The organism is uncultured Thermosynechococcus sp. (assembly GCF_937958135.1).
Classification (GTDB): Bacteria; Cyanobacteriota; Cyanobacteriia; order Thermosynechococcales; family Thermosynechococcaceae; genus Thermosynechococcus.
The window spans coordinates 49,084-69,800 of the sequence record NZ_CALGOG010000046.1 but is presented as its reverse complement, the minus strand read 5'-3'; the positions used below and the strand labels follow the sequence as shown (position 1 = coordinate 69,800).

Sequence of the window (20,717 nt, the reverse complement as noted above, 5' to 3'; positions counted from 1 at the left end):
CTCGTCAAACTGATCGGGAGTCAGGGACTGGGCGCCATCGGAGAGCGCCTTCGCGGGATTGGGGTGCACTTCAATCATCAGGGCATCGGCGCCGGCAGCGACAGCGGCTTTGGCCATTGCGGGCACAAATTCGGCCCAGCCGGTGCCATGACTGGGGTCAACCATAATGGGCAGATGGGTGAGCTTGCGCAGTACAGGAATCGCCCCTAAATCCAAGGTATTGCGGGTATATTCGCGGTCAAAGGTACGGATGCCCCGCTCACAGAGAATGACATTGGGATTCCCTGCTGCCAGAATGTACTCTGCAGCCATCAGCCATTCTTCAATGGTGGCAGACATTCCCCGTTTTAGAAGCACAGGTTTGGGTTGGGCACCTACGCGCTTCAGAAGAGAGAAGTTTTGCATATTGCGGGCGCCAATTTGCAGCACATCGGCCACTTCGGCAATTTTTTCCAAATCTGCTGCATCCATCACTTCGGTAATGATGCCCAAGCCGGTTTTTGCTTTTGCTGCCGCCAACAGATCAAGGGCACTTTCCCCATGACCTTGGAAAGCGTAGGGGGAAGTACGCGGTTTATAGGCGCCACCGCGCAGGAATTTGGCTCCCGCTGCTTTAACCCGTTGCGCGGTTTCAATGATCATGGATTCGTTTTCAACGGAGCAAGGTCCTGCCACAACCACCACTGGCTGCCCCTCGCCGAAAACGACATCTCCGTTGGGAGTAGGCACGACCACTTCACTGGGTTCCCCATGGCGATACTCGCGGCTCGCCCGTTTGAAGGGTTGCTCAACCCGCAGCACATGCTCAATCCAAGGACTAATTTCCTGAATCCGCAGAGGGTCTAATTCCGCTGTTTCGCCAACTAGGCCAATGACAACTTTGTGCTTGCCCACAATTTTTTCGGGGGTCAGTCCCCAAGTGCGCATCTCGGTGCTGACCCGTTCAATCTCTTCAGTGGGGGTACCACTTTTTAGAACAATAATCATCGGCTTGCTGATCCCAACATTTCGGCTTAGGGTTTGATTGTATTGTGCCAAATTGGTTCGGTTCTGCCTATGCTGCGTCGTTCCCCAGCTCTGCGATTTCTCATTTCATTGGCGATCGCTACTGTGGTGGTGGTGTCCCTGTGGGGGGTGATGATCGGTTCTATTCCCCATGGCGATCGCCCCCTTGATCTCAGCCAAGCAGTGCCCATTGATGATCCGCAGTTTGATGCGCCAATGGCATCACCGTCGCCCCCTTCGCTCCCAGAGACTCCTTCATTGCTGCTCCAACCCAGTGACGGCGCTGATTACGATCGCCTCTTTGCCAAAGTGCGGCAAGTCCATCAACAGTGCTCGCTTGCTCCCCCCTGGTATAGTGTGCCCGCCCATCCCACTAATTTTGGCGATCGCTTCCGTACAGATATTCGCGGTCGGGTGGTGAGCAACGCACCCCTAATTGTGCTCCATGAAACCGCTGCCTCTGCCCAAGCGGCGCTGGAATTCTTTCAAACGCCCCATCCCCGCGATGAGGATCAGGCCAGCTACCATGAGTTGATTACCCTCAGGGGCTGGCTGCTGCACTTAGTACCTTGGTCGAAGCGTGCCTATGGGGCAGGTAACTCTGTTTTTGGTCTGGAAGCAGTACAGACTAACCCCCGCCTAGCCCCTTCGGTGAATAATTTTGCCCTGCATTTCTCTTTGGAAACACCGCCCCAAGGTCGCCACCATGGTTCCCAACACGGGGGCTATACCGATGCTCAATACCGGAGCTTGGCTTGGCTGGTGGCACAAACAGCCATTGATCCGCAACGCATCACTACCCATGCTGCTGTCGATCGCTCAGGGGAGCGCATTGACCCGCGTAGCTTTGATTGGGCTAGGTTTAATCGCTATTTGCAGCTCTATCGCGATCGCCCCTGTGAGGATCTCCCCCGCTAGCAGTAGCGATCTAAAAACGTCTCTAGGGACTCCAAGAAAACTTGAAAATAGGCTTGGGCGCGTTTAGTTTCACCGGCAGGGCAAAGACCTTCACAGGTCAACAGGGTCCGCAGTGTCCCAAGACCGGCCTCCAAATCGCCATTCATCCGGCCAAAAAACTGGAGAGCATCCTCCATTACACTGAGAGGCAACGTCATCCCAAAGGGGCGTTTCTTGAAAAAGCGACCGAGGCGATCGGCAATCTCTTGTCGGGTCCAGACCTCTGGATGCGCCCTGCTAAAAATCGCTGGCTGACTAGCTTGACTGGCAATGAGTTTGAAGGGGATAGTCAACCAAATATACACGCTATTGATTGCGTATTTAATTTTGAAGCTAGGGGACATAGCGGAGTACTTTGGGAGGAAACTGTTAGATAAGTTGAAATATTGGCAACTAGAACTCAGTCGGCGATGCTCAATCGTGCATTGGAACGTTGATGGGTAGCCAGAGCTACTGGGGGCTTGGGATGTCAATTTTTTTGCAGGATTTCACACTTTCGCCTCTCGAAATATTGAGAGGGACTGTAGGCGATCCTGCAGCTCTTCAGGGCTTTCTGGGCATTACCAACAAAACTTCAAAGCACCTTCATGATCAAGGATGATGGCACTTTTCCTTGGGGTGTGCGGGGAATTTGAGGTACAGGAATCCACTGTTTGGGGCATTTGTAAGCACTGCACTGCCGTTTGAGCCACGTGCTTAGCTCTTCAGGGGAGAGGTCTCCCACATAGAGGGCAATCACCCGTTCACCCCAAAGGGGGTCGGGTGCCCCGTAAATGTAGATGTCTTGGACAAGGCCACTGTTCAGAAGTAAGGCCTCCAACTCTTCGGGGTAGATATTCTCGCCACCACTGATGATTTTGCGGCTTGTGCGTCCTAAAACGTAGAGGCGATCACCCCGCCATTGAGCGCGATCGTCGGTTGGGAAGATGGTTGACTGAAACAAGTGAGGGTAATAGCCAAGGGCAAGGGAGGCCGCCTGAATCTGAATCTCACCCGCAGTGGTTAAATCAATCTGGGCATGGGGTAAGACTTGCCCGCAGGAGCGATCGCCCATCAAAAATTCTCCCTGCCGCTGGACACAGATCATACCTGCGGTTTCTGTCATTCCATAACTGAGACATAGGGGCAATTGCTGCGCTGCTGCTTCCTCCAATAATTGAGACCAAGTGGGGCCACCGCCAATAAAAATCCCCCTTAATTCCCCTAACCACGGGAGCGGTTCTGTGAGCACCTGTTGCAGTTGCCGAGGCACCAAAGACAGCCACAGATTACGATTGGCAGGCGGTGCTGTTTGCCGTAAATCCCGTAAATGGCTCGCGAGATAGAGTTCTCCCCCTGTCCAGAGGGATCGCACCACGGGCATCAGGCCACTGACATGGTACAAGGGCAAAATACTTAGACAGTGAATTGCTCCTTGCTGTAAATGGCTTTGCAGCCCCCTCACTGCCGCCTGAAGGGTTGCCACCGTGTGAATCGCCCAACGCAATCGCCCTTGAGTTCCTCCGGTGGGAATCAGAATCCAGCCTTGGGGGAATGGTTCTCTAGAGCCTTGAGGGTCTAGGGGAGGCACGGTTCCCCCCGCCATAAAATTCTGGGGTAGGATTGCTGCCACCTGCTGCCACTCTTGGGACTGCCATTGGGGATTGGCCAGTAAGAGGGGCGTGCCTGTGGAAAGCGCCGCCAGAAAACCGCCGAGAAAAGACAGGGGATCGGGTTCTGCCAGGACGAGGAGAGGGGGCTGCCGCTGTTGGAGTTGCTCCCGATAGCCGGCTAATTGCTCGAGGAGGATGGCAGTAGCAGGGTGCCATTGTCCGTTGTGGGGACACCACAGCCAGTGGGGGGCGATGCTTGTAAGGTTTTGTAACAAATTTGTCCTACGCCTTCCTAACCCAATAGGTAAAATCAAAGGATATAAGCAGTGCGTTTGGGAGACAGCAGCCTGATTATTCAACAGATGCAGCGGGTAGCCGCCATTACCGACCCTAGCCTTAAATTAGCATGCACTGCAGCCTATGCTGCCGACGATCGCAAGGGAGTGGATATCTGTCTTTTGGATGTGAGTGGCGTGTCCTACTTAACCGATTACTTTGTCATCATTACGGGACTCTCAAAAACTCAGGTGCGCGCCATTTACCAAGGGATTGAGGAGGCGGCGCTCGAACATTGTCAACGCCAACCCCAACATATCGAAGGCCAAGCGGAATGTTCATGGGTGCTGATGGACTACGGCGATGTGATTGTCCATGTGCAGTTGCCCAAGGAACGCCAATACTACAACCTTGAGGCCTTTTGGGGGCACGCCCAACGCATCCCCTTTGAGTCACTGATCACGACCTAGGCCACTCCCCTTGCTGTGGAATCGGCGCGCCTTTCCCTTGGGGGCTGCCAAGACCCGTGTTGCCTCTAGGCGATCGCCAAGGGAGGAGTTTTTTGTAGCTTCTAGAGGATCAACTTTTCTTAATGAAACTCCTCAATGAAAATGCTCTGTCCCAGAGAGGAGGGGCAGTGCTTTCCGAAGGCGGCAGCAACATGGATCACGATTAAAGCCACAATGAAATATAGTCCCTTGTTTCAGCCAACATGACTTCTTCTTATCCTCCCTCCAACATTGAGCCGCAAGCAGTGTGGCATGCGCTGAGCGCCGATGAAGTCATTCATCGCCTGGGGAGCGATCGCCAGCAGGGGCTAACCCTGAGAGAAGTCCAGCGGCGACAAGCAGAATATGGCCGCAATGAACTGCTTGAGAGTGGCCAACGCCCCCGCTGGCAGATTTTCATTGATCAGTTTCGCAATGTGATGCTGATCATGCTGCTGGTGGTAGCGGCTATCTCTGGCACGCTGGAGATTCTCGAATCCCTTGAAGAAAACACCCTGCCCTTTCCCAAGGATGCAACCGCAATTCTAGTGGTGGTAATTCTCAATGCCATTTTGGGCTACGTCCAAGAATCGCGTGCCGAAGCAGCACTCGCAGCCCTGAAAAATATGGCCGCTCCCAAGGTGCGCGTCCTCCGCGAGGGAAAAGTCATGGAAATTGACTCCCCTGACCTGGTTGTCGGGGATATTTTCTTTTTGGAGACTGGGGTCAAAGTGGCTGCCGATGGTCGCCTCCTTGAGGCGGTGAATTTGCAAATTCGCGAAGCCGCCCTCACGGGGGAAGCAGAAGCCACCAGTAAAAATGCCGAGAAAGTTTTGCCCATTGATACAGAGGTGGGCGATCGCCTCAATCTGGTGTTTGCAGGTACCGAGGTCAGCCAAGGTCGAGGGATAGCGGTCGTTACCGCGATCGGCATGGACACTGAGCTAGGGAAAATTGCCGCTGCTCTCCAAGGGGTGGAACAAGAACCCACGCCGCTGCAAAAACGCATGACCGAACTGGGCAATCGCTTGGTTTGGCTTGCCTTGGTGCTGGTGGGAATTGTGGTGGTTGGCGGTAGTCTCTACGATGTTTCCCTCCTCAGGGAACTGATTGAAGTGTCCCTCAGTATGGCCGTGGCAGTGGTACCCGAAGGCTTGCCCGCCGTAATTACCGTCACCCTTGCATTGGGAACGCAGCGGATGGTCAAACGCCATGCCCTGATTCGTCGTCTACCGGCAGTGGAGACGCTAGGCAGTGTGACGACTATCTGTTCAGATAAAACGGGTACCCTCACCCAAAACAAAATGGTAGTGCAGGCGATCGCCACCACCAGTTATCGGGCAAAGGTGAGCGGCAATGGCTATGACCCCAAGGGGGAATTTTACGACGCGAATACCAACGATGCCTCAGCACTCTACGAACGGCAACTGCTCCTCTTGGCTGGCGCTCTGTGCAATGATGCGCTGCTCAAACAACACGCAGCCGAGTGGGTAATTCTCGGCGATCCTACAGAAGGCTCGCTCCTGCCCTTGGCCATCAAAGGGGGAATTGATCTCAAGGCGTTGCAGGAAAAGGCTGAGCGAGTGGCGGAATTTCCCTTTGATGCCGATCGCAAACGGATGAGTACGTTCTATCGCAGTGAATCCATTCCTGAGATTCCCCCCACGGAACCCTACTGGATGATTACCAAAGGCTCACCTGAGCTGACCCTAGAACGCTGTCAATGGCGACAGGTGGGGCGGGACATTCAACCCCTGACCTTGGCGGAGCGCCAAGAAATTTTAGCTGAAAACGATCGCTTTGCTGCTCAAGGCCTGCGGGTTTTAGGGATTGCCTATCGTTACTGGTCGGCATTGCCACCAGCGGAGAGTGTGGATAGGAGCGAGCAGGACTTGATTTGGCTGGGGCTAGTGGGCATTCTTGACCCCCCTCGGCCAGAGGTATTGGAGGCTGTCGCCACCTGTCGCACAGCAGGGATTCGTCCGATCATGATTACGGGAGATCATCAACTGACGGCGCAGGCGATCGCCAGTCAACTGGGCATCTGTGAGTGGGGCGATCGCGCCCTCACCGGTCGAGAGATCGAAAAACTCAGTGCTGAGGAATTGGATGCCGTCACCCCCACTGTGAGTGTTTATGCGCGAGTCTCGCCGGAACATAAGCTGCGCATTGTGCAATCCCTTCAACGGAACGGTGAGATTGTGGCTATGACCGGGGATGGGGTCAACGATGCTCCTGCCCTCAAGCAAGCAGATATCGGTGTCGCAATGGGAATGACAGGCACCGATGTTACCAAGGAAGCCAGCGATATGGTGCTCTTGGATGACAACTTTGCCACCATTGTGGCCGCTACCGAAGAGGGACGAGTGATCTACTGCAATATTCGGCGCTTTATCAAATACATTCTTGGCTCCAATATTGGCGAAGTGATTACAATTGCCTGCTCACCCCTGGTAGGTCTAGGAGGTGTCCCCCTCACACCCTTACAAATTCTCTGGATGAACTTAGTCACCGATGGCTTGCCTGCCCTTGCCCTAGCCGTTGAACCGGGAGATCCCGATGTCATGAAGCGGCCACCCATTAAACCCAACGAAAGTATTTTTGGCCGTGGCTTGGGTTCCTATATGATTCGGATTGGTTTGATCTTGGCCCTGGTTGGCATTGCCTTGATGGCGTGGGCCTACAGCTACACCTCCAACCATTTAGAAGGGGGACTCGATCCCAGGCGTTGGACAACCATGGTGTTCACTACCCTCTGTTTGGCCCAAATGGGTCATGCCCTTGCCGCTCGTTCCAGTACACGGCTGACGATCGAAATGAACCCCACCTCTAACCTCTTTGTTTGGGGATCGGTCATTTTGACAACAATCCTACAACTATTGCTCATTTATGCTCCACCCCTGCGGCAGTTCTTTGGCACCTATTTGCTCTCCGAGATTGAGCTGGCCGTGTGTATTGGCTTTAGTACCCTTGTCTTTGTGTGGATAGAGTTAGAGAAGCTGGTATTGCGGCTGCTCCCCAGGGGTCACACATTACAATTAGGGGAGTAGTTTGCAGCGGCAAAGCTAACTGTTCTCCTTCGATGCGTATCCTTTTAGTTGAAGATGATCCTGAGCAGTTGGAACCCCTAAAAACCATTCTCTGCCATCAAGGACACCTAGTGGATGGGGTACAGGAGGGTGAAACAGCCCGGTGGCTGCTACAGGAAAAAACCTATGACCTGGTCATTTTGGACTGGATGCTGCCGGGGATAAGTGGCCTAGAACTTTGTCGAAACTATCGGCAAGCGGGAAAAGGGACACCAATTCTACTGCTGACCGCCAAGGATACCACCGGCGACAAGGTCATGGGATTAGACGCCGGTGCCGATGACTACCTAATTAAGCCAGTGGAGGTCATGGAACTTCTAGCTCGGGTGCGAGCCTTGAGTCGGCGATCGCCCCAGTGGTTGGGGGATCAATTAAGACTAAACGATTTGGTTTTGGATCTCTGCTCAATGACTCTCCAACGGGGGACAAAAGTCATCTCTCTGTCCACTCGTGAATATCAGTTTTTGGAGTTTTTTCTGCGCCATCCCGGCCAAGTGATTCGCCGTGAGCAATTGGAACTTCATCTTTGGGAGTGGGACAATCAGCCTGAAAGTAATGCTGTGAGTACCCAAATTCGCCGCCTGCGCCTGCGTTTGGGGGAATTAGGCTGCGCCGAGTGGCTCGAAACCGTGTACGGCACGGGCTATCGCTTACGGGCACCCTCTTCGTTACAGGGATAACCACTAATGGACAGCAGGCGGAGATTCACATTTCAAGGATGGCCTCAACTTTCCCCCCAACAGCGGGGCTTTCTCATTATTGTGCTGCCAGTGGTCTGCCTTGTGGGCACCGTTGGTATATTTGTCTGGCTCAGCGTGAGCATGAGCGATTACGAAAAGGCGGTGCGCCATAGTCAGCGAGTACAGTTAGAGGCACGGGAGCTACTGAATTCCCTCATTGATGCAGAAACGGGAATACGCGGCTATCATCTCACGCAGCGGGCGAGTTTTCTAGAGCCTTATCACACAGCCCTTGCCCAGTTGCCTTCAACTCTTGAGGAACTAGAAACTATTCTCAGTTACTACCCGCAACAGCTGGCTAATTTTCAGCACTTGAAAGCCCTAGTCCACAGGAGCACAGAGCTTCTAACGGCGCAAATGAACCCTCCCTCCAGGAATCGCCAGCCCCTGATTCAGGAGATTGAGCAGTCAAAGCGGGTAATGGATCAGACCCGGGCAGCCATCAATGCCTTTATCACAGCAGAAGAACGGCTCTTGGTGAATCGCCAGCAACAGTTGGAAAGCCTGCGGCAAATCCATGCGATCGCGCTCATTTTAGCGATTATTGTTGGCTTTATTGGCAGTGGTCTAGCAGTTCGCCTCTTTGCCGAACTATTTCGGGAACTGGAGCGGCAACGTCAGGAGTTGGAAGCCGCCTGTAATCGCCTGTTACAATTTACCGCCAATGCTTCCCATGAATTGCGGGCGCCAATCGCCGCTATTTTAAGCCATGCACAGGTGGGGATTTTACTGGGTCAACAGCAACCTGAACAGGCGCTCCTTCGTTTGGAGAAGGTGGCCAGCTTAGCAAAGTCCATGGGGCAGTTGGTGAATGATTTGCTGTTTTTAGCCCGCCACGAGGGGGTATCACCCCCCGATTTTACCACTCCCCTTGATGTAGGAGCCTTCATCCAAGCCATTGCCCAGGAATGGCGAGAAACCCATGCCCAAACCCATAGGTTTCATCTGCAACTGCCCTCTGTTCCGCTGTTCATCAAAGGCGATCGCGACATGCTTAGGCAAGTGGTGCTCAATCTGCTCAGTAATGCTGAGCGCTACACCCCTGCCGGTGGAACCATTACACTGCAAGTCAGCCAACGGGGGGAGGAGGCAGTGATTGTAGTGGCGGATACAGGTATCGGGATTAGTGCAACGGCGCTGCCGCATATTTTTGACTACTTCTATCGGGATGAGCGGGTGCAGCGACGGGGCATTCGTGGTGCCGGTCTGGGGCTGGCCATTGTTCGACAAATTATCCAACTCCACCGCGGCAGCGTTTTGGTTGAAAGTCAAGAGGATCAAGGCTCAATCTTTACCGTTAAGCTGCCGCTGGCGACCTAGGGGATGTGTCATTCCTCTGTCATTTTTGGTGGGTATGCTTGGGACAGAAGCGGTATAGAGACAACGGTTCTTTAACAGATTTCAATTCTCAAGCCGCATCACTTTTCCCACTGATTTAGGAGAATACCCCTATGCCTCGCCAACACCAATCTCTTTTGGCAGCAACCCTTGTTGCACTGGTGTTACCCTTAACAACGGCGCCAGCAGTTACTGCCCGTCCCCGTGTTCAAGGTTCAGTCGCTGTGGAGCTAGATGCTGAAAAAGCGGTTCGCGATCTGTCTAAAGCTCAGTATGAGGGCATGCGGGCAAAGGCCACGCCCAATGCGGATGGCAATCTCTTGAGTTTGGGCGATCGCCTTCTGGCTGCGGCTCAATCGCTGGAGAAGGGCGGCAACTACTTCAAGGCTAAAGAAACTGCCAAGGCGGCTGCCCGCGTTTATGAAGCAGCCCGCAATCTGGGAGAAGCCCGCAGTGGTCAGGCGCTGCTCTCGCGCAGTTACTACGATGCCCCTTTCCAAGTTGAGCGGGAACGCAGTCGCACGCAGGCAGAAATCGCCTACTTTGGCAAGGAAAACGCGACAGTTCGCCAACTCTTTGACCGTGCCCAGCAACTGGCCCAGCCCGCTCGCTTAGCCGAGCCTGTCAGTTCTACTCCCAATGTGGCTACCCTGGCAACCAATCGCGCGGCCGTCCAACTCTTTAAGGCTAGTCGCCACCTGATGCGGGCTGAGCTGGGGTTTTAGAAGCCCATCACCTTGGCAACCGTTTGCTCCGTGGCTGGAATGTGGCGGTGAAAGCGATCGCTCTCCTGTTTGAGGGCGGTCTCTGGATCCTTGAGACCATTCCCGGTGAGCACACAGACCACTGTAGCCCCCTTGGGCACCTGATCGGCCAATTTTAGGAGGCCAGCCACCGAGGCGGCGCTGGCGGGTTCACAGAAAATGCCTTCCTCAGAGGCAAGCAGATAATAGGCCTGGAGAATCTCCTCATCCGTCACGGCATTAAAAGCCCCTTGGCTGGCTTCTTTGACGGCGATCGCCCGTTGCCAATTGGCCGGATGACCAATGCGAATAGCAGTAGCAATTGTTTCTGGCTGCGGAACCACTTCCCCCTTGACAAGAGGTGCCGATCCCGCCGCTTGAAACCCCATCATGCGCGGCAGGCGATCGCAGCGGTTTTGTTCACGGTACTGACAAAAGCCCATCCAGTAGGCGGTGATATTCCCCGCATTGCCCATGGGGATGCAGAGCCAGTCGGGAGCATTGCCCAGGCTATCCACCACCTCAAAAGCAGCAGTTTTTTGTCCCTCTAGGCGGTAGGGATTAATGGAGTTCACCAGGGTCACTGGATAGGTTGCCGCCATCTGGCGCACAATCTCCAAAGCCTGATCAAAATTACCTTCAATGGCAATGACTTCCGCTCCATAGAGGAGGGCTTGAGCTAATTTACCTTGGGCAACATAGCCTTCGGGCACCAAAACATAGGCGCGCAATCCCGCTCGGCGAGCATAGGCAGCGGCGGCGGCTGAGGTATTGCCGGTACTGGCGCAGATCACAGCTTCCGCCCCTGCTTCCTTGGCCTTGGAAATGGCCATCGTCATACCGCGATCTTTGAAGCTCCCCGTGGGGTTGAGGCCATCGTACTTAACATAGACGGAGACATTGCGGCCAATCCGGGCGGCAATTTGGGGCACCGGAATCAAGGGGGTATTCCCCTCATAGAGCGTCACCACCGGCGTGCGATCGCTCACCGGCAAGAAGTCGCCGTAGGCGTGAATCAGGCCATGCCATGCAGGACGGATGGGGGGAGCAGAGAGTGTTACAGGCACAGGTACGCAGTCAAGAGATAAGAATAAATTAATTTGAGGCTGAGGATAGAGCGCAGCCATGCAGTAGGATAATTTTAGCGATCAGGGGTGGCACTTGCCAATTGCTGCCCTGGGGGAGAACCACACGATGCGCCTAATTTTGATCCGCCACGGTGAAGCGGTTGGGAATGCCTTAGGGGTCATGCTGGGACGGCAAGATGTGCCCCTCACCGAGCGGGGGCGGCAGCAAGCCCTTGCCCTGCGGGAAAAACTCCCACCACCGAATGCCATTTACACCAGTCCCCTGCAACGCTGCCGCGACACGGCCACGCTGATGAATCCCTGTCCTGACTTGAAGATTCAAGAGCTAGCGGAGTTGATTGAAATTGATCAGGGAATCTTCACAGGACTCACTTGGGCAGAGGCCCAAGCCCAACATCCCGACCTCTGTGCAGAACTGGAGGAAAGCGATTACCTGATTCCAGTTCCCGAGGCGGAATCCATGGCCATGGCTTGGCAGCGGGCAAAACAAGCTTGGAAACAACTGCGGCGCCACAGCGACGAGGACTGCGTTTGGTGTGTTAGCCATGGCGGCTTTCTACAGTGTCTCATCAGCGTTGTGCTGGGGAGCGATCGCCTGTGGGGAATAGAAATCCCGCCCGCCGCTTGGTTTGACTTTTCCGTCCGGGTAGATCTGGATGGTCGCTTTGAGGCCGAAAATATCCACTGGTGGCGCATTAATACCTTCAATGGCTGCCCTTAAAGAACACCACCCCCCGCCGGCAAAGGTTCTGGCGAGTAGAATCATTTCCTTTTCAATTAGGCGCCTGCGGAATCGTTAACCCCCAAGTGATGTTATCAAAGTGTGGTAATTGGGCCTAGAAAATTTGCCAGGGGGAGAGGAGCTGAACTTGTGAGGCTGCCGTTTACGCAGAATCTGAGAAATCGGCGGTGGGTCTGTCCCCGGCCTGCCAAGGACTAGCTGGATGCCCCGATGCCTGTCCGTGTTTTCCTCGTCAACAAACGCAAGCAGCATGCCATAGACTGTGGATGGGGGGATAGCAATAGGCTTCCTTATAGTTGCGTGCAAAACTGCGGGGCTTGATATTGACCGGTTCGCCGCCAAATAGATTTTAGGAAGGTAAGGAATGGGGGCGGGCTACCGCGTTTTTAGGCTGTGGAGTACCTGCTCAATATCCACGATAAAGATAGGGGGTAAGTCTTGATCCCCTGGACTCCTGACCATCAGGGAACTGACGTTGTGAATGCTCCCCCAGTGGAGATAGTGACTGGGAATGGGATGAATGGCATCCTGTGGAATTCGCTCAATGACCGGGGGGGCTGTGAGGGGCAGGCCAAGCCATTCTTGCTCCAATCGGGGCTGGAGAATCAGCAAAAATTGGAGCTTCTGCGTTTCTGAGGTGGCGAGAGGAGCATCAAAGAGACAGCGGCCAATATCAATCACTAAAATTTCGCGATTCTCATAGGTCACCAAGCCAACCCCCCGCTGCTGTGGATCACCATGAATAGGAGGTAAGGGAATCACCCGATAGGCCTGTGCCATGGGTACAGCAAACTGCTCTTGACGTACGGTAAATGTCAGGAACTGCTCTAAGACAATGGGTTGGTTTTGACGGCGGCGGCGGCTTTTAAGCATGGCGGATCAACTGAGCAAGGGTGGCCAAAAGGTCACTTTCGCGGAAGGGTTTGCTAAAGTAGGCGGCTGCCCCTAAACGTTCTGCAAGCTGACGATGTTTTTGGCCTGTGCGCGAGGTCAGCATCATTACGGGGGTGTTTTGGCACTGGGGAATGCGGCGAATTTGAGTGAGGACACCAAACCCATCGAGGCGAGGCATTTCAATGTCGCAGATAAGGGCGTTGACGTGTAGCCCCCCTTGCAGTTTATCAATGGCCTCTTGACCATCTTTGGCCTGCTCAACCCGATAGCCGGCTTTTTCGAGGGTATTGGCAAGGAAACGGCGCACGTTAACTGAATCGTCAACCACAAGGACGGTGTCTTGGCTGGGGGTAACAGGGGGAGCTGCAGGAGCGCGGGAAGGTTCCTGTGCTAACCAATCAAAGAGGGCAAAGGGGTCTAATAGAGGGACAATGCGACCATTCCCCAAAATTGTGCAGCCACTAAAGCCCTTGGGGAGGGCTAATTCTCCTTCGACCTGGCGAATGGTGACTTCCTGCTCGCTCCAATAGCGATCAACTCGCAGGGCGAGGGCACTGTCCCCTTGACTGACAATCATCAACGTTGGTTGGTTAATCGCCGGTGCTCCCTCCATTTCCACAGGACAATAGGGACGCTGAAAGTGAAAAATTTGGGTCAGGTCAACTAAAGGAACGAGATAGCTTTCCCAGTCAATTAGAGTGGAGCCAAGGGTTTCAATGGGGGGGTAGCGATCGGCCAACACCATTTCTTCAATGTCTTCGGTGGGCACGGCCAAGAGCATACCAGCCGCTTCCACTAGGAGTGCTCGTATCATTGAGAGGGTATAAGGGATGGCAATCGTAAATTCTGTCCCTTGACCGGGGGTACTGTGGATTTGAATGTTGCCGCGAATTTGCCGTAGATTGGTGCGCACAATATCCATTCCCACGCCACGCCCAGAGAGACTAGTCACCTGTGAAGCGGTTGAGAAGCCCGGCTCAAAAATCAGTTGCCAGAGGTCGCGATCGCTGGCTGTTTCCAACCAGTCCCGTGCTAAGCCCAATCGCCGTGCCGTTTGGCGAATTTTCTCTGGATTGAGACCTCGACCATCATCCGCCACAGTGATGACGGTTTGATTGCCGCGATAGGCCGCCTTCAGGGTAATGGTTCCCACTGCGGGTTTACCAAGGGCTTGACGTTCTTCGGTTGGTTCAATCCCATGATCAAAAGCATTGCGGACAAGGTGCAACAGGGGATCCGCCAGCACACTCAACACAGTACGGTCAATGAGAATATGACTGCCCTCGATGACTAAGTTGACCTTTTTGCCATGCTCGCGGCTTAACTCCCTAATCAGTCGAGGATAGCGGTTGGCCAAATCCGCAAAGGGGCGCATCCGCACTTGGGTAAAGCAAGCTTGCAGTTGCTTGGCAGTGCGGTTTAGATCGCGGCCGCTGCGTTCGGTATCCCCTAGGCTCAATTCCAAATCGCTGGTGATTTCCTGCACTTGGACAATGGTTTCCATCACTTCCTGGGAAAGCAGATGCACGTCGGTGTAGCGATCGAATTCAAGAACATCGAACCCATGCTGACTTTGGGGATTGAAGTGATGGGGGGCACTGACACGGTCATACTCTGTGCGTAGGCGAAAGTTGGCTCGCTCAAGGGCGCGCACTTTTTCCTTGAGAGCTGCCAGCAGGTTGTGGAGCCGTTCCCGTTGCAAATCCAAACCATTACACTCAATGAGTAACTCCCCCATCAGATCACTGAGTTGATCCAACTGATGCCCCGGCACCCGCACGGTCATTTCCTTGGGTTCTGGGGTTTGGGGCTGGGGAGCCAAGGGGGTTGGCTCAGCCTCTGGGGCGGAGGTCAATAAATCCTGAAAGGAGAAAGATTCAATGTCAGCACCGGCAAAGTCCTCGACCCCTAGTTCTTGATTCAGGTCTGCCGGCGGTAAATCAATAATGGTTTGCTCCTCGTCACCGGTTTCAGGGGTTTCCAAGCGCGTGGGCAGAGCCTCCAGTTGACCGGTGATCACGAGGGCTTGGCAGCGGCGCCATTGCCGGATAATGTGGGCAGCGGCTTGGCTCACATCACAGTTGGGTTGTTGCAGATAGGCACTGACGGAGGCACAGAATTCAGCAAATTGAGGCAGCTCGAGCATTTGCCCCAGGCCTTCCAGTTCTTGGGCAGCGATCGCCAGCTCCTCCTTGAGGCAAGGCTGTCCGGGGGTTTGCAGCACCGTCTCCAGTCGTTGCAAGCAGGCCTCCACCTCTGTTTCAAAGAGCATGACCCGCATCTGCTGGCCATCATCGCCGCTGAGCAGCGCCAAATCATCCTCCGCCGTGGGATCCCCTAGCCGTCCCTGCAACTCATTCAAAAGCGGCTCCACTTGGGTGCGCCACCAACCCTCATTGGGTTCAACCCCTTGGCGATTGAGGGTAATCATTACTTGCAGTTGATCCACTGCCCGAAGCAGCAGATGTTGCACCTCCCCATCTTCGCAGGGGCGCGCTTTCAAAACCTTGAAGAAATCCTCAAGGCGATGCGCCAGTTCACTGAGGGACATAAAGCCCATCATGGCTGCGCCCCCTTTGATAGAGTGAGCCGCCCGCAGCACGCTATCCATCACTGCCGGCTGGTGAGACAATTGCAGTATTCCTGCTTCGATGGTTTGCAGGTAGTCCTGAGCTTCCTCGAGAAACTGGAGGCGGATGGCTTCCTCGGCACTGGGTTCGGGCATGGTTATCCCTCAGGAGTCACCTTAAAGATGTTGACCGAGTTTTGTAGTTCCTGAGCCATGTCCACTGTGGCTTGCAGAGACTCAGAAATCTGCTTGGACGTAGCAGACATGCCCTCGGAGACCTTGGCAAAGTCTTTCATGAGTGTATTGACGGTGTTGGAGGTGCGGGCTTGGGAGACAGTGGCTTGGGAAATGGACTGCACCAGTTCGTCAATGTGCTGCGACACTTGCACAATTTCTTCGAGGTTCTGCTTGGTTACCTCCACAAGGCGCGTGCCTTCAACCACCTGAGCTGTACCGATTTCCATGGCACTCACTACCTCCTGGGTCTCCTGCTGAATGGTTTCCACGATTTGCTCAATTTCACGAGTCGCGGCTGCCGATCGCGCCGCTAGTTCACCCACCTCTTCGGCAACCACAGCAAAGCCTCGCCCCTCTTCACCGGCACGAGCCGCCTCAATACTGGCATTAATGGCCAAGAGGTTCGTTTGCAGGGCAATTTGGTTAATTAGGGAAATCACTTTTGAAATCTGCTGCGAGGATTCGCCCAATCGCTTCACTTTTTTAGCGGTTTCAGCCACAGTTTCCCGCAGATGGAGAATACTATCTACAGTGGCATCCATTGTTTTACCGCTGGCGAGGGCACGTTCGGCGGCTTTACGCGCCACTTCTGCGGCTTCGTTGGCACTATTGGCCACGGATTCAATAGAAACCGACATCGCCTCAACGGCCTCCAGCATCCGATTCACTTTCTTGGCTTGCCGCAGGGATTCTTCCGCCAGCCCCGTCATGGCTGTCTCATCTGCTAAGAGGGCAGAGTTGACTTTTTCCGTTGTTGCTTTTACCTGGATAACCACCTCCCGCAGACTTTCAATGAGGGAGTTGAAAATGTCGGCAACGGTACCAATTTCATCGGCGGTGATGTCGGCGCGCACCGTCAAATCCCCTTTCGAGGCAGCTTCCACTTCCGTGAGCAGGTTAATCAACTGCATTTGGATGCGTTCAGTGCGTTGCTGTTGCTCTTGGGCCAGGCGTTCCGCTTCTTTTTGAGCCGCAGTCGTTTGCTCAAAGAGCTTATTGCGCTCCAGCACCAGTCCTCCTTGGTTGGCCAACTGGAGAAAGGCATCAATTTCTGACTGTTGCCACTGGCGCGGCTCACTGCACTGATGGGCAATTAAAAGCGCGACCAGTTTTTTCTCTATTAGCACGGGAACGACGAGATTGGCTCGCACCTTTAGGGGGGCGAGTTGTTTGAGGTGGCACTCCGTTAGACCGGCATTCAAAATATCTGGGGTGGCTTGGACGCGCCCTTTGGTGTAGGCGTCAACCCAATTTTGCCGGAAGCAGGGGTCATCAATGACTTTCTCTAGAGCCTTTGGCCAACCCTCGGCGACCGATTCAGCCACCACGCGGCCCACAAAGTTTTCATCAAACTCGTAGAAAATGACGCGATCGCACCCCAAAAGATGGCGACCCTCGTTAACGAGATTATCAAGAATCTGCCGGCGATCGCTCTGCTGGGTTAGGCGGAAGAGACTATCGCGCAATTGATGGGCGCGCTGGGCAGAGAGGTGAGCTTCTGTCAGGGATTGTTCTAACTGCTCAGCCATCTGGTTAATCGTGCGGCTGAGAGTAGCTAACTCATCATCCCCTGCCACCGGCAGGCGGGTTTGTAGATCTCCTTCACCGATTCTCGTCACTGCCTTAGTAGCTCCCAAGAGGGGTTGAATTGCGCGATCGCTAAGATAGATTGCGATTGCTCCGGCAACAACAGCTGCGACAATAACCCCTGATAACAGTGCCCAAGTCAGGTTTTGCAGCGGCTTGAGGGCGTAGGCTTGATCTGTACCAAGAATGATTAAGGCAAACGGCTGTGAAACACTTTTGTAGCTGAGAATCTGGGACTCACCATCGAAGCGGCGTCCCTCTATCAATGCACTAGCTGGCTTATTTTCCCTTTGCTGAGCTAACTTGGGAAAAATCTCTTCTAGAGGCTTTCCATTTAATTCTGGAATTGATGCTGTAAAAATCGTTCCCTCAGGTGTCACGAGGTAAAAACTCTGTTGTCGGTTGCGAGCGTAGACTTTCAGAAATTGCTGAACACTACCTTTCGGTACCCTCAACCGCAGCACCGCTATAATTTGTTTGCTCTGGGGATTAATCAGTGGCACCGCCAAAAACATGCCTAAGGGGCGATCTGGTAGGGAGAGGGTTGGTTCAATCGTTAAAACTACCCCCCGCGTTTGGATCGCGAGCTTAAAGTACTCTTGATTTTGAAGAATATTGTTCGGAAGGCGATTTCCTGCTAAGGATTGGGCGATAATCGTTCCTTGGCCATTATTGGCAATAATTGCTGCACTGTCATAGGCGACATAGGCATCAAGAAACTGATCCAAGACCGCTTGCAATTGGGCGCGATCGCGCCGCTGGATCTCACTGCTGTAGCGATTATTCAAGACAGATGCCAAAACTCGCGCATCCCCTCGCCGATCGCGCAGATAGTTATCAAACTGAAGCGCTGCACTACTGACTTCCTGCTGCTGAAGTTGCAAGACTTGCTCCATCAATTGCCGACGCGCCACTTGATTCGCCGCCAAGCCCACGGCAATCATAGGCAGGGTTGCAAGGGCAACTGCACTGGTAATCAGTTTCGGACGTAGCCCCCACAATTTGCGGCGTGGAGGAGGTGGCGACAAGGGTTGTTCAGGGGATTTGCCATTGGTTGTTGCTTTTTTCTCCCCTAGGGGAGGCAGTTGGTAGTTCAATACCGAAGGGGGCAAAGGCGGCAGATCAATTGGCGGTTTAGCAGTAGTCATTGTTTACCTATCCCAGTGGTATGAAGAATCAGTCTAGCGAACACAATTGGCCCAGCAATGCTCGGCGATCGCCTCTCCATCGAGGATATAGAAGATTCCTTCCTCCAGACGACAACAGCCCTTTACATAGGGAACCAGCGCTGCACTCATTGTACCCACAGGCGATTGAATCAAACTCTCAGAAAGACGAGCAACACCGCCCACTTGGGAGAGCGCCAGTGCCAAGTGTCCCTTTGAGGTTTGCAGTACAACAATCGTGAGGAGTGAACTTTCCTGCAGCGGATCGAGATTCAGCAAAAGGGCTAAGTCAAACACCCAAACAACCCGGTTGCGAAAGTTCAGTAGTCCCATGACCACCGCAGGCATATTGGGAATCACCGTCAGCTGTTGCGGCGAAATCACTAACACCTGCCGAATCTCCCCCATTGGCAGCAGAGCCGTCAATTCTCGGTGAAGGATCAAGCGCAGGTAGGGGACATTTTGCCGCTGATCTTGTCTGCGCTCACTCTCTTGCCAAAGTCCTGCTTCTGCCATCATGAGATCACCACCGACTTCACGGCTCGTAGCAAATCTTCACGATTAAAGGGCTTGGTGACATAGGCATCTGCTCCTTGTTTCATTGCCCACAGGCGGTCTAATTCTTGGTTTTTAGAGCTACAGACCACGACCGGTAGTTTTTCCGTTTCCGGATTTTTCTTGAGCGCACGGCACAGTTCAAAGCCACTCATCTCCGGCATTACCACATCGGTAACCACCACATCGGGTTTGTGTTGGCTGACCTTTTCCAGCGCTTCCTTTGCCCCCAGTGCCTCAATGACCGTGTAGCCGGCTTCCTTGAGGAATGAACTGATGAGAGTCATTTCCGAGGGCACATCTTCCACAACTAAAACCTTCGTCATCTCTTCTCCTCGACTTCCGCCCTATTCAGGTTGGTGCGCGCAAATGCCAATATACTGCGTCTTAGCTCAAATAGCGAAAGACCATTTTGAGCAGCGCCTCTTGGGTAAACGGTTTCGTCATGTAGTCCGTCGCCCCCACAAGGCGTGCTCTAGCGCGATCAATGAGTCCTGTGTTACCCGTCACCATAATGATGGGTACTGACTTAAAGCGTTCATGGTTGCGAATAACTTTACAAAACTTATAACCGTCAATATTGGGCATCCCCACATCCAGCAGGATGAGATCTGGGTTGAGACGCATCACCTCCATGAGGGCTTTCACAGAATCATTGAGGGCAATCACTTCAAAGGCATCATCCGCCAAAAACCGCTTAATTTCATTGAGCATGGCCGGACTGTCATCAATACAGACAATCCGATAGGTGCGGTTGGGCACTTTGGAAGTGAAGAAGCCACTGCCTAAATCACCACTTTCCTCTGCCACTGCGGGCGCAGTTTCCTGCCACAAACTGGTATCAAAACTGGGCAGCAAATCAAAGGGGTGTTGCGGCTCCCGAACGACTACGGCTCCCTTCTCAATTAACGGCAAAAGGCTACGCACCAAGGTAATTTCATTTTGGTTGAGAAGCACTGCCAAATGGCGAAAGCTAAAACCCCGTAGCATAGACCCCAAGCGTTGCTGCTTTTCTGGGGTTAAATTGACTTGGGCACTCCTAAAGAAGTAGGGGCGCTGAAAAGGGGAGACAATTTTGTGGCCAAGGCTCAGCCACTGTTGAATTCGTAATTTGCACTCTTGAATCAACTCAGCGGCATCAAAGCGGCTAACAATTGGCACTTTCCCATAGGACACTAGTTGATACTGACCGCTCTTGAGATATAAAAACGACTCCAGAACTTCAAGGATAAGACCCTTCACAAGCTGTTCAAACTGCGCTGGGGTAATCCATTTTTGCCTTAGCAGCCAGTGCAAGCTCTCGTATTCATAGATGGGAGTGGGAGTATTGGCCGCTTCCCATCGCTGTTGTACTTGGACACGCAACTCGCGATTGAGGCTAGGAACCGTATAGCTCAGTTGCCGAAGATGGCGCTCAAAGCGATCGCCCGGCTCAATCGTGTGGGTAGCATAAATGAGGCCTCCTTGATCCAGGTAGAGGAACCACTGTTGCTCCTGCACACTCACCTTGAAACAACCGCTTCCCCCCGACGTGGTGAGTTGGCGGAGTAGGTGTTCAGCCTGAAGTGTTTCCCCCCCGCCGCTAAAAGCGCGTTCTGCTGTCATCATACCACTCTCCAAGTTGCTAACCCAACGAAGCCTCGTACAACTT

The 20,717-nt window shown here is 53.6% G+C and carries 17 protein-coding genes; 7 read left to right on the top strand and 10 right to left on the bottom strand.

What is annotated here, in order from left to right:
- Positions 1 to 987: 3-deoxy-7-phosphoheptulonate synthase (gene aroF, locus Q0711_RS06225; protein ID WP_299041961.1), on the bottom strand; the 987-nt coding region annotated here is incomplete at its 3' end.
- 69 nt (positions 988 to 1,056) lie between these two features.
- Here aroF and Q0711_RS06220 point away from each other — a divergent pair.
- The gene (locus Q0711_RS06220) at positions 1,057 to 1,923 is read left to right on the top strand and encodes a peptidoglycan recognition family protein (protein ID WP_298613471.1); all 867 of its coding nucleotides are present in this window, start codon (positions 1,057 to 1,059) and stop codon (positions 1,921 to 1,923) included.
- On the opposite strand, the gene Q0711_RS06215 is transcribed toward Q0711_RS06220, so the two are convergent.
- Together Q0711_RS06215 and Q0711_RS06210 are read right to left on the bottom strand one after the other, a co-directional pair.
- On the bottom strand, positions 1,920 to 2,267 hold the full coding sequence (locus Q0711_RS06215; protein ID WP_298617126.1) for a hypothetical protein: 348 nt from the start codon (positions 2,265 to 2,267) through the stop codon (positions 1,920 to 1,922). The two genes, Q0711_RS06220 and Q0711_RS06215, sit on opposite strands and share 4 nt — an antisense overlap.
- A gap of 269 nt (positions 2,268 to 2,536) precedes the next feature.
- On the bottom strand, positions 2,537 to 3,829 hold the full coding sequence (locus Q0711_RS06210) for an AMP-binding protein (protein WP_298613464.1): 1,293 nt from the start codon (positions 3,827 to 3,829) through the stop codon (positions 2,537 to 2,539).
- A gap of 51 nt (positions 3,830 to 3,880) precedes the next feature.
- On the opposite strand from Q0711_RS06210, the gene rsfS reads away from it, so the two are divergent.
- The 5 genes from rsfS (at position 3,881) to Q0711_RS06185 (ending at position 10,210) form a co-directional block, all read left to right on the top strand.
- Positions 3,881 to 4,300, top strand: coding sequence for a ribosome silencing factor (rsfS, locus tag Q0711_RS06205; RefSeq protein WP_298613461.1), 420 nt, complete (start codon positions 3,881 to 3,883; stop codon positions 4,298 to 4,300).
- Positions 4,301 to 4,542: 242 nt separating this feature from the next.
- Positions 4,543 to 7,368 (top strand): cation-translocating P-type ATPase, encoded by a 2,826-nt coding sequence (locus Q0711_RS06200; RefSeq protein WP_298613457.1) that lies wholly within the window; start codon positions 4,543 to 4,545, stop codon positions 7,366 to 7,368.
- A gap of 32 nt (positions 7,369 to 7,400) precedes the next feature.
- Positions 7,401 to 8,087 carry a two-component system response regulator RppA gene (gene rppA / locus Q0711_RS06195; protein WP_298613453.1) on the top strand — a complete coding sequence of 229 codons (687 nt, stop codon included), beginning with the start codon at positions 7,401 to 7,403 and terminating at the stop codon, positions 8,085 to 8,087.
- A 6-nt stretch (positions 8,088 to 8,093) separates the two neighbouring features.
- Complete coding sequence (locus Q0711_RS06190) at positions 8,094 to 9,467, top strand: ATP-binding protein (RefSeq protein WP_298613450.1); 1,374 nt, start codon at positions 8,094 to 8,096, stop codon at positions 9,465 to 9,467.
- A gap of 131 nt (positions 9,468 to 9,598) precedes the next feature.
- A complete protein-coding gene (locus tag Q0711_RS06185; RefSeq protein ID WP_298613447.1) occupies positions 9,599 to 10,210 on the top strand; it encodes a hypothetical protein in 612 nt (203 codons plus the stop codon).
- On the opposite strand, the gene thrC is transcribed toward Q0711_RS06185, so the two are convergent.
- Positions 10,207 to 11,295, bottom strand: a complete 1,089-nt coding sequence (thrC, locus tag Q0711_RS06180; RefSeq protein WP_298613444.1) for a threonine synthase — start codon at positions 11,293 to 11,295, stop codon at positions 10,207 to 10,209. The two genes, Q0711_RS06185 and thrC, sit on opposite strands and share 4 nt — an antisense overlap.
- Positions 11,296 to 11,422: 127 nt before the next feature.
- Between thrC and Q0711_RS06175 the strand changes: the two genes are divergently transcribed.
- Entirely contained in the window at positions 11,423 to 12,037 is a 615-nt protein-coding gene (locus Q0711_RS06175) for a histidine phosphatase family protein (RefSeq protein ID WP_298613442.1), read from the top strand.
- Between the two features lie 396 nt (positions 12,038 to 12,433).
- Here the strand turns inward: Q0711_RS06175 and Q0711_RS06170 are convergent, their stop codons facing one another.
- From Q0711_RS06170 to Q0711_RS06145, 6 genes are all read right to left on the bottom strand, one after another.
- Complete coding sequence (locus tag Q0711_RS06170; RefSeq protein WP_298615487.1) at positions 12,434 to 12,931, bottom strand: chemotaxis protein CheW; 498 nt, start codon at positions 12,929 to 12,931, stop codon at positions 12,434 to 12,436.
- Positions 12,924 to 15,677, bottom strand: a complete 2,754-nt coding sequence (locus Q0711_RS06165) for a hybrid sensor histidine kinase/response regulator (RefSeq protein WP_298615484.1) — start codon at positions 15,675 to 15,677, stop codon at positions 12,924 to 12,926. Before Q0711_RS06165 ends, Q0711_RS06170 begins: the two co-directional genes overlap by 8 nt.
- A gap of 2 nt (positions 15,678 to 15,679) precedes the next feature.
- Positions 15,680 to 18,493 (bottom strand): methyl-accepting chemotaxis protein, encoded by a 2,814-nt coding sequence (locus Q0711_RS06160; protein WP_299041956.1) that lies wholly within the window; start codon positions 18,491 to 18,493, stop codon positions 15,680 to 15,682.
- A gap of 33 nt (positions 18,494 to 18,526) precedes the next feature.
- Positions 18,527 to 19,030, bottom strand: coding sequence for a chemotaxis protein CheW (locus tag Q0711_RS06155; RefSeq protein ID WP_298613977.1), 504 nt, complete (start codon positions 19,028 to 19,030; stop codon positions 18,527 to 18,529).
- Positions 19,027 to 19,392 carry a response regulator gene (locus Q0711_RS06150; protein WP_298613979.1) on the bottom strand — a complete coding sequence of 122 codons (366 nt, stop codon included), beginning with the start codon at positions 19,390 to 19,392 and terminating at the stop codon, positions 19,027 to 19,029. The genes Q0711_RS06155 and Q0711_RS06150 overlap by 4 nt, the downstream gene beginning before the upstream one ends.
- 61 nt (positions 19,393 to 19,453) lie before the next feature.
- A complete protein-coding gene (locus tag Q0711_RS06145; RefSeq protein ID WP_299041954.1) occupies positions 19,454 to 20,674 on the bottom strand; it encodes a response regulator in 1,221 nt (406 codons plus the stop codon).
- Positions 20,675 to 20,717: the final 43 nt, after the last annotated feature.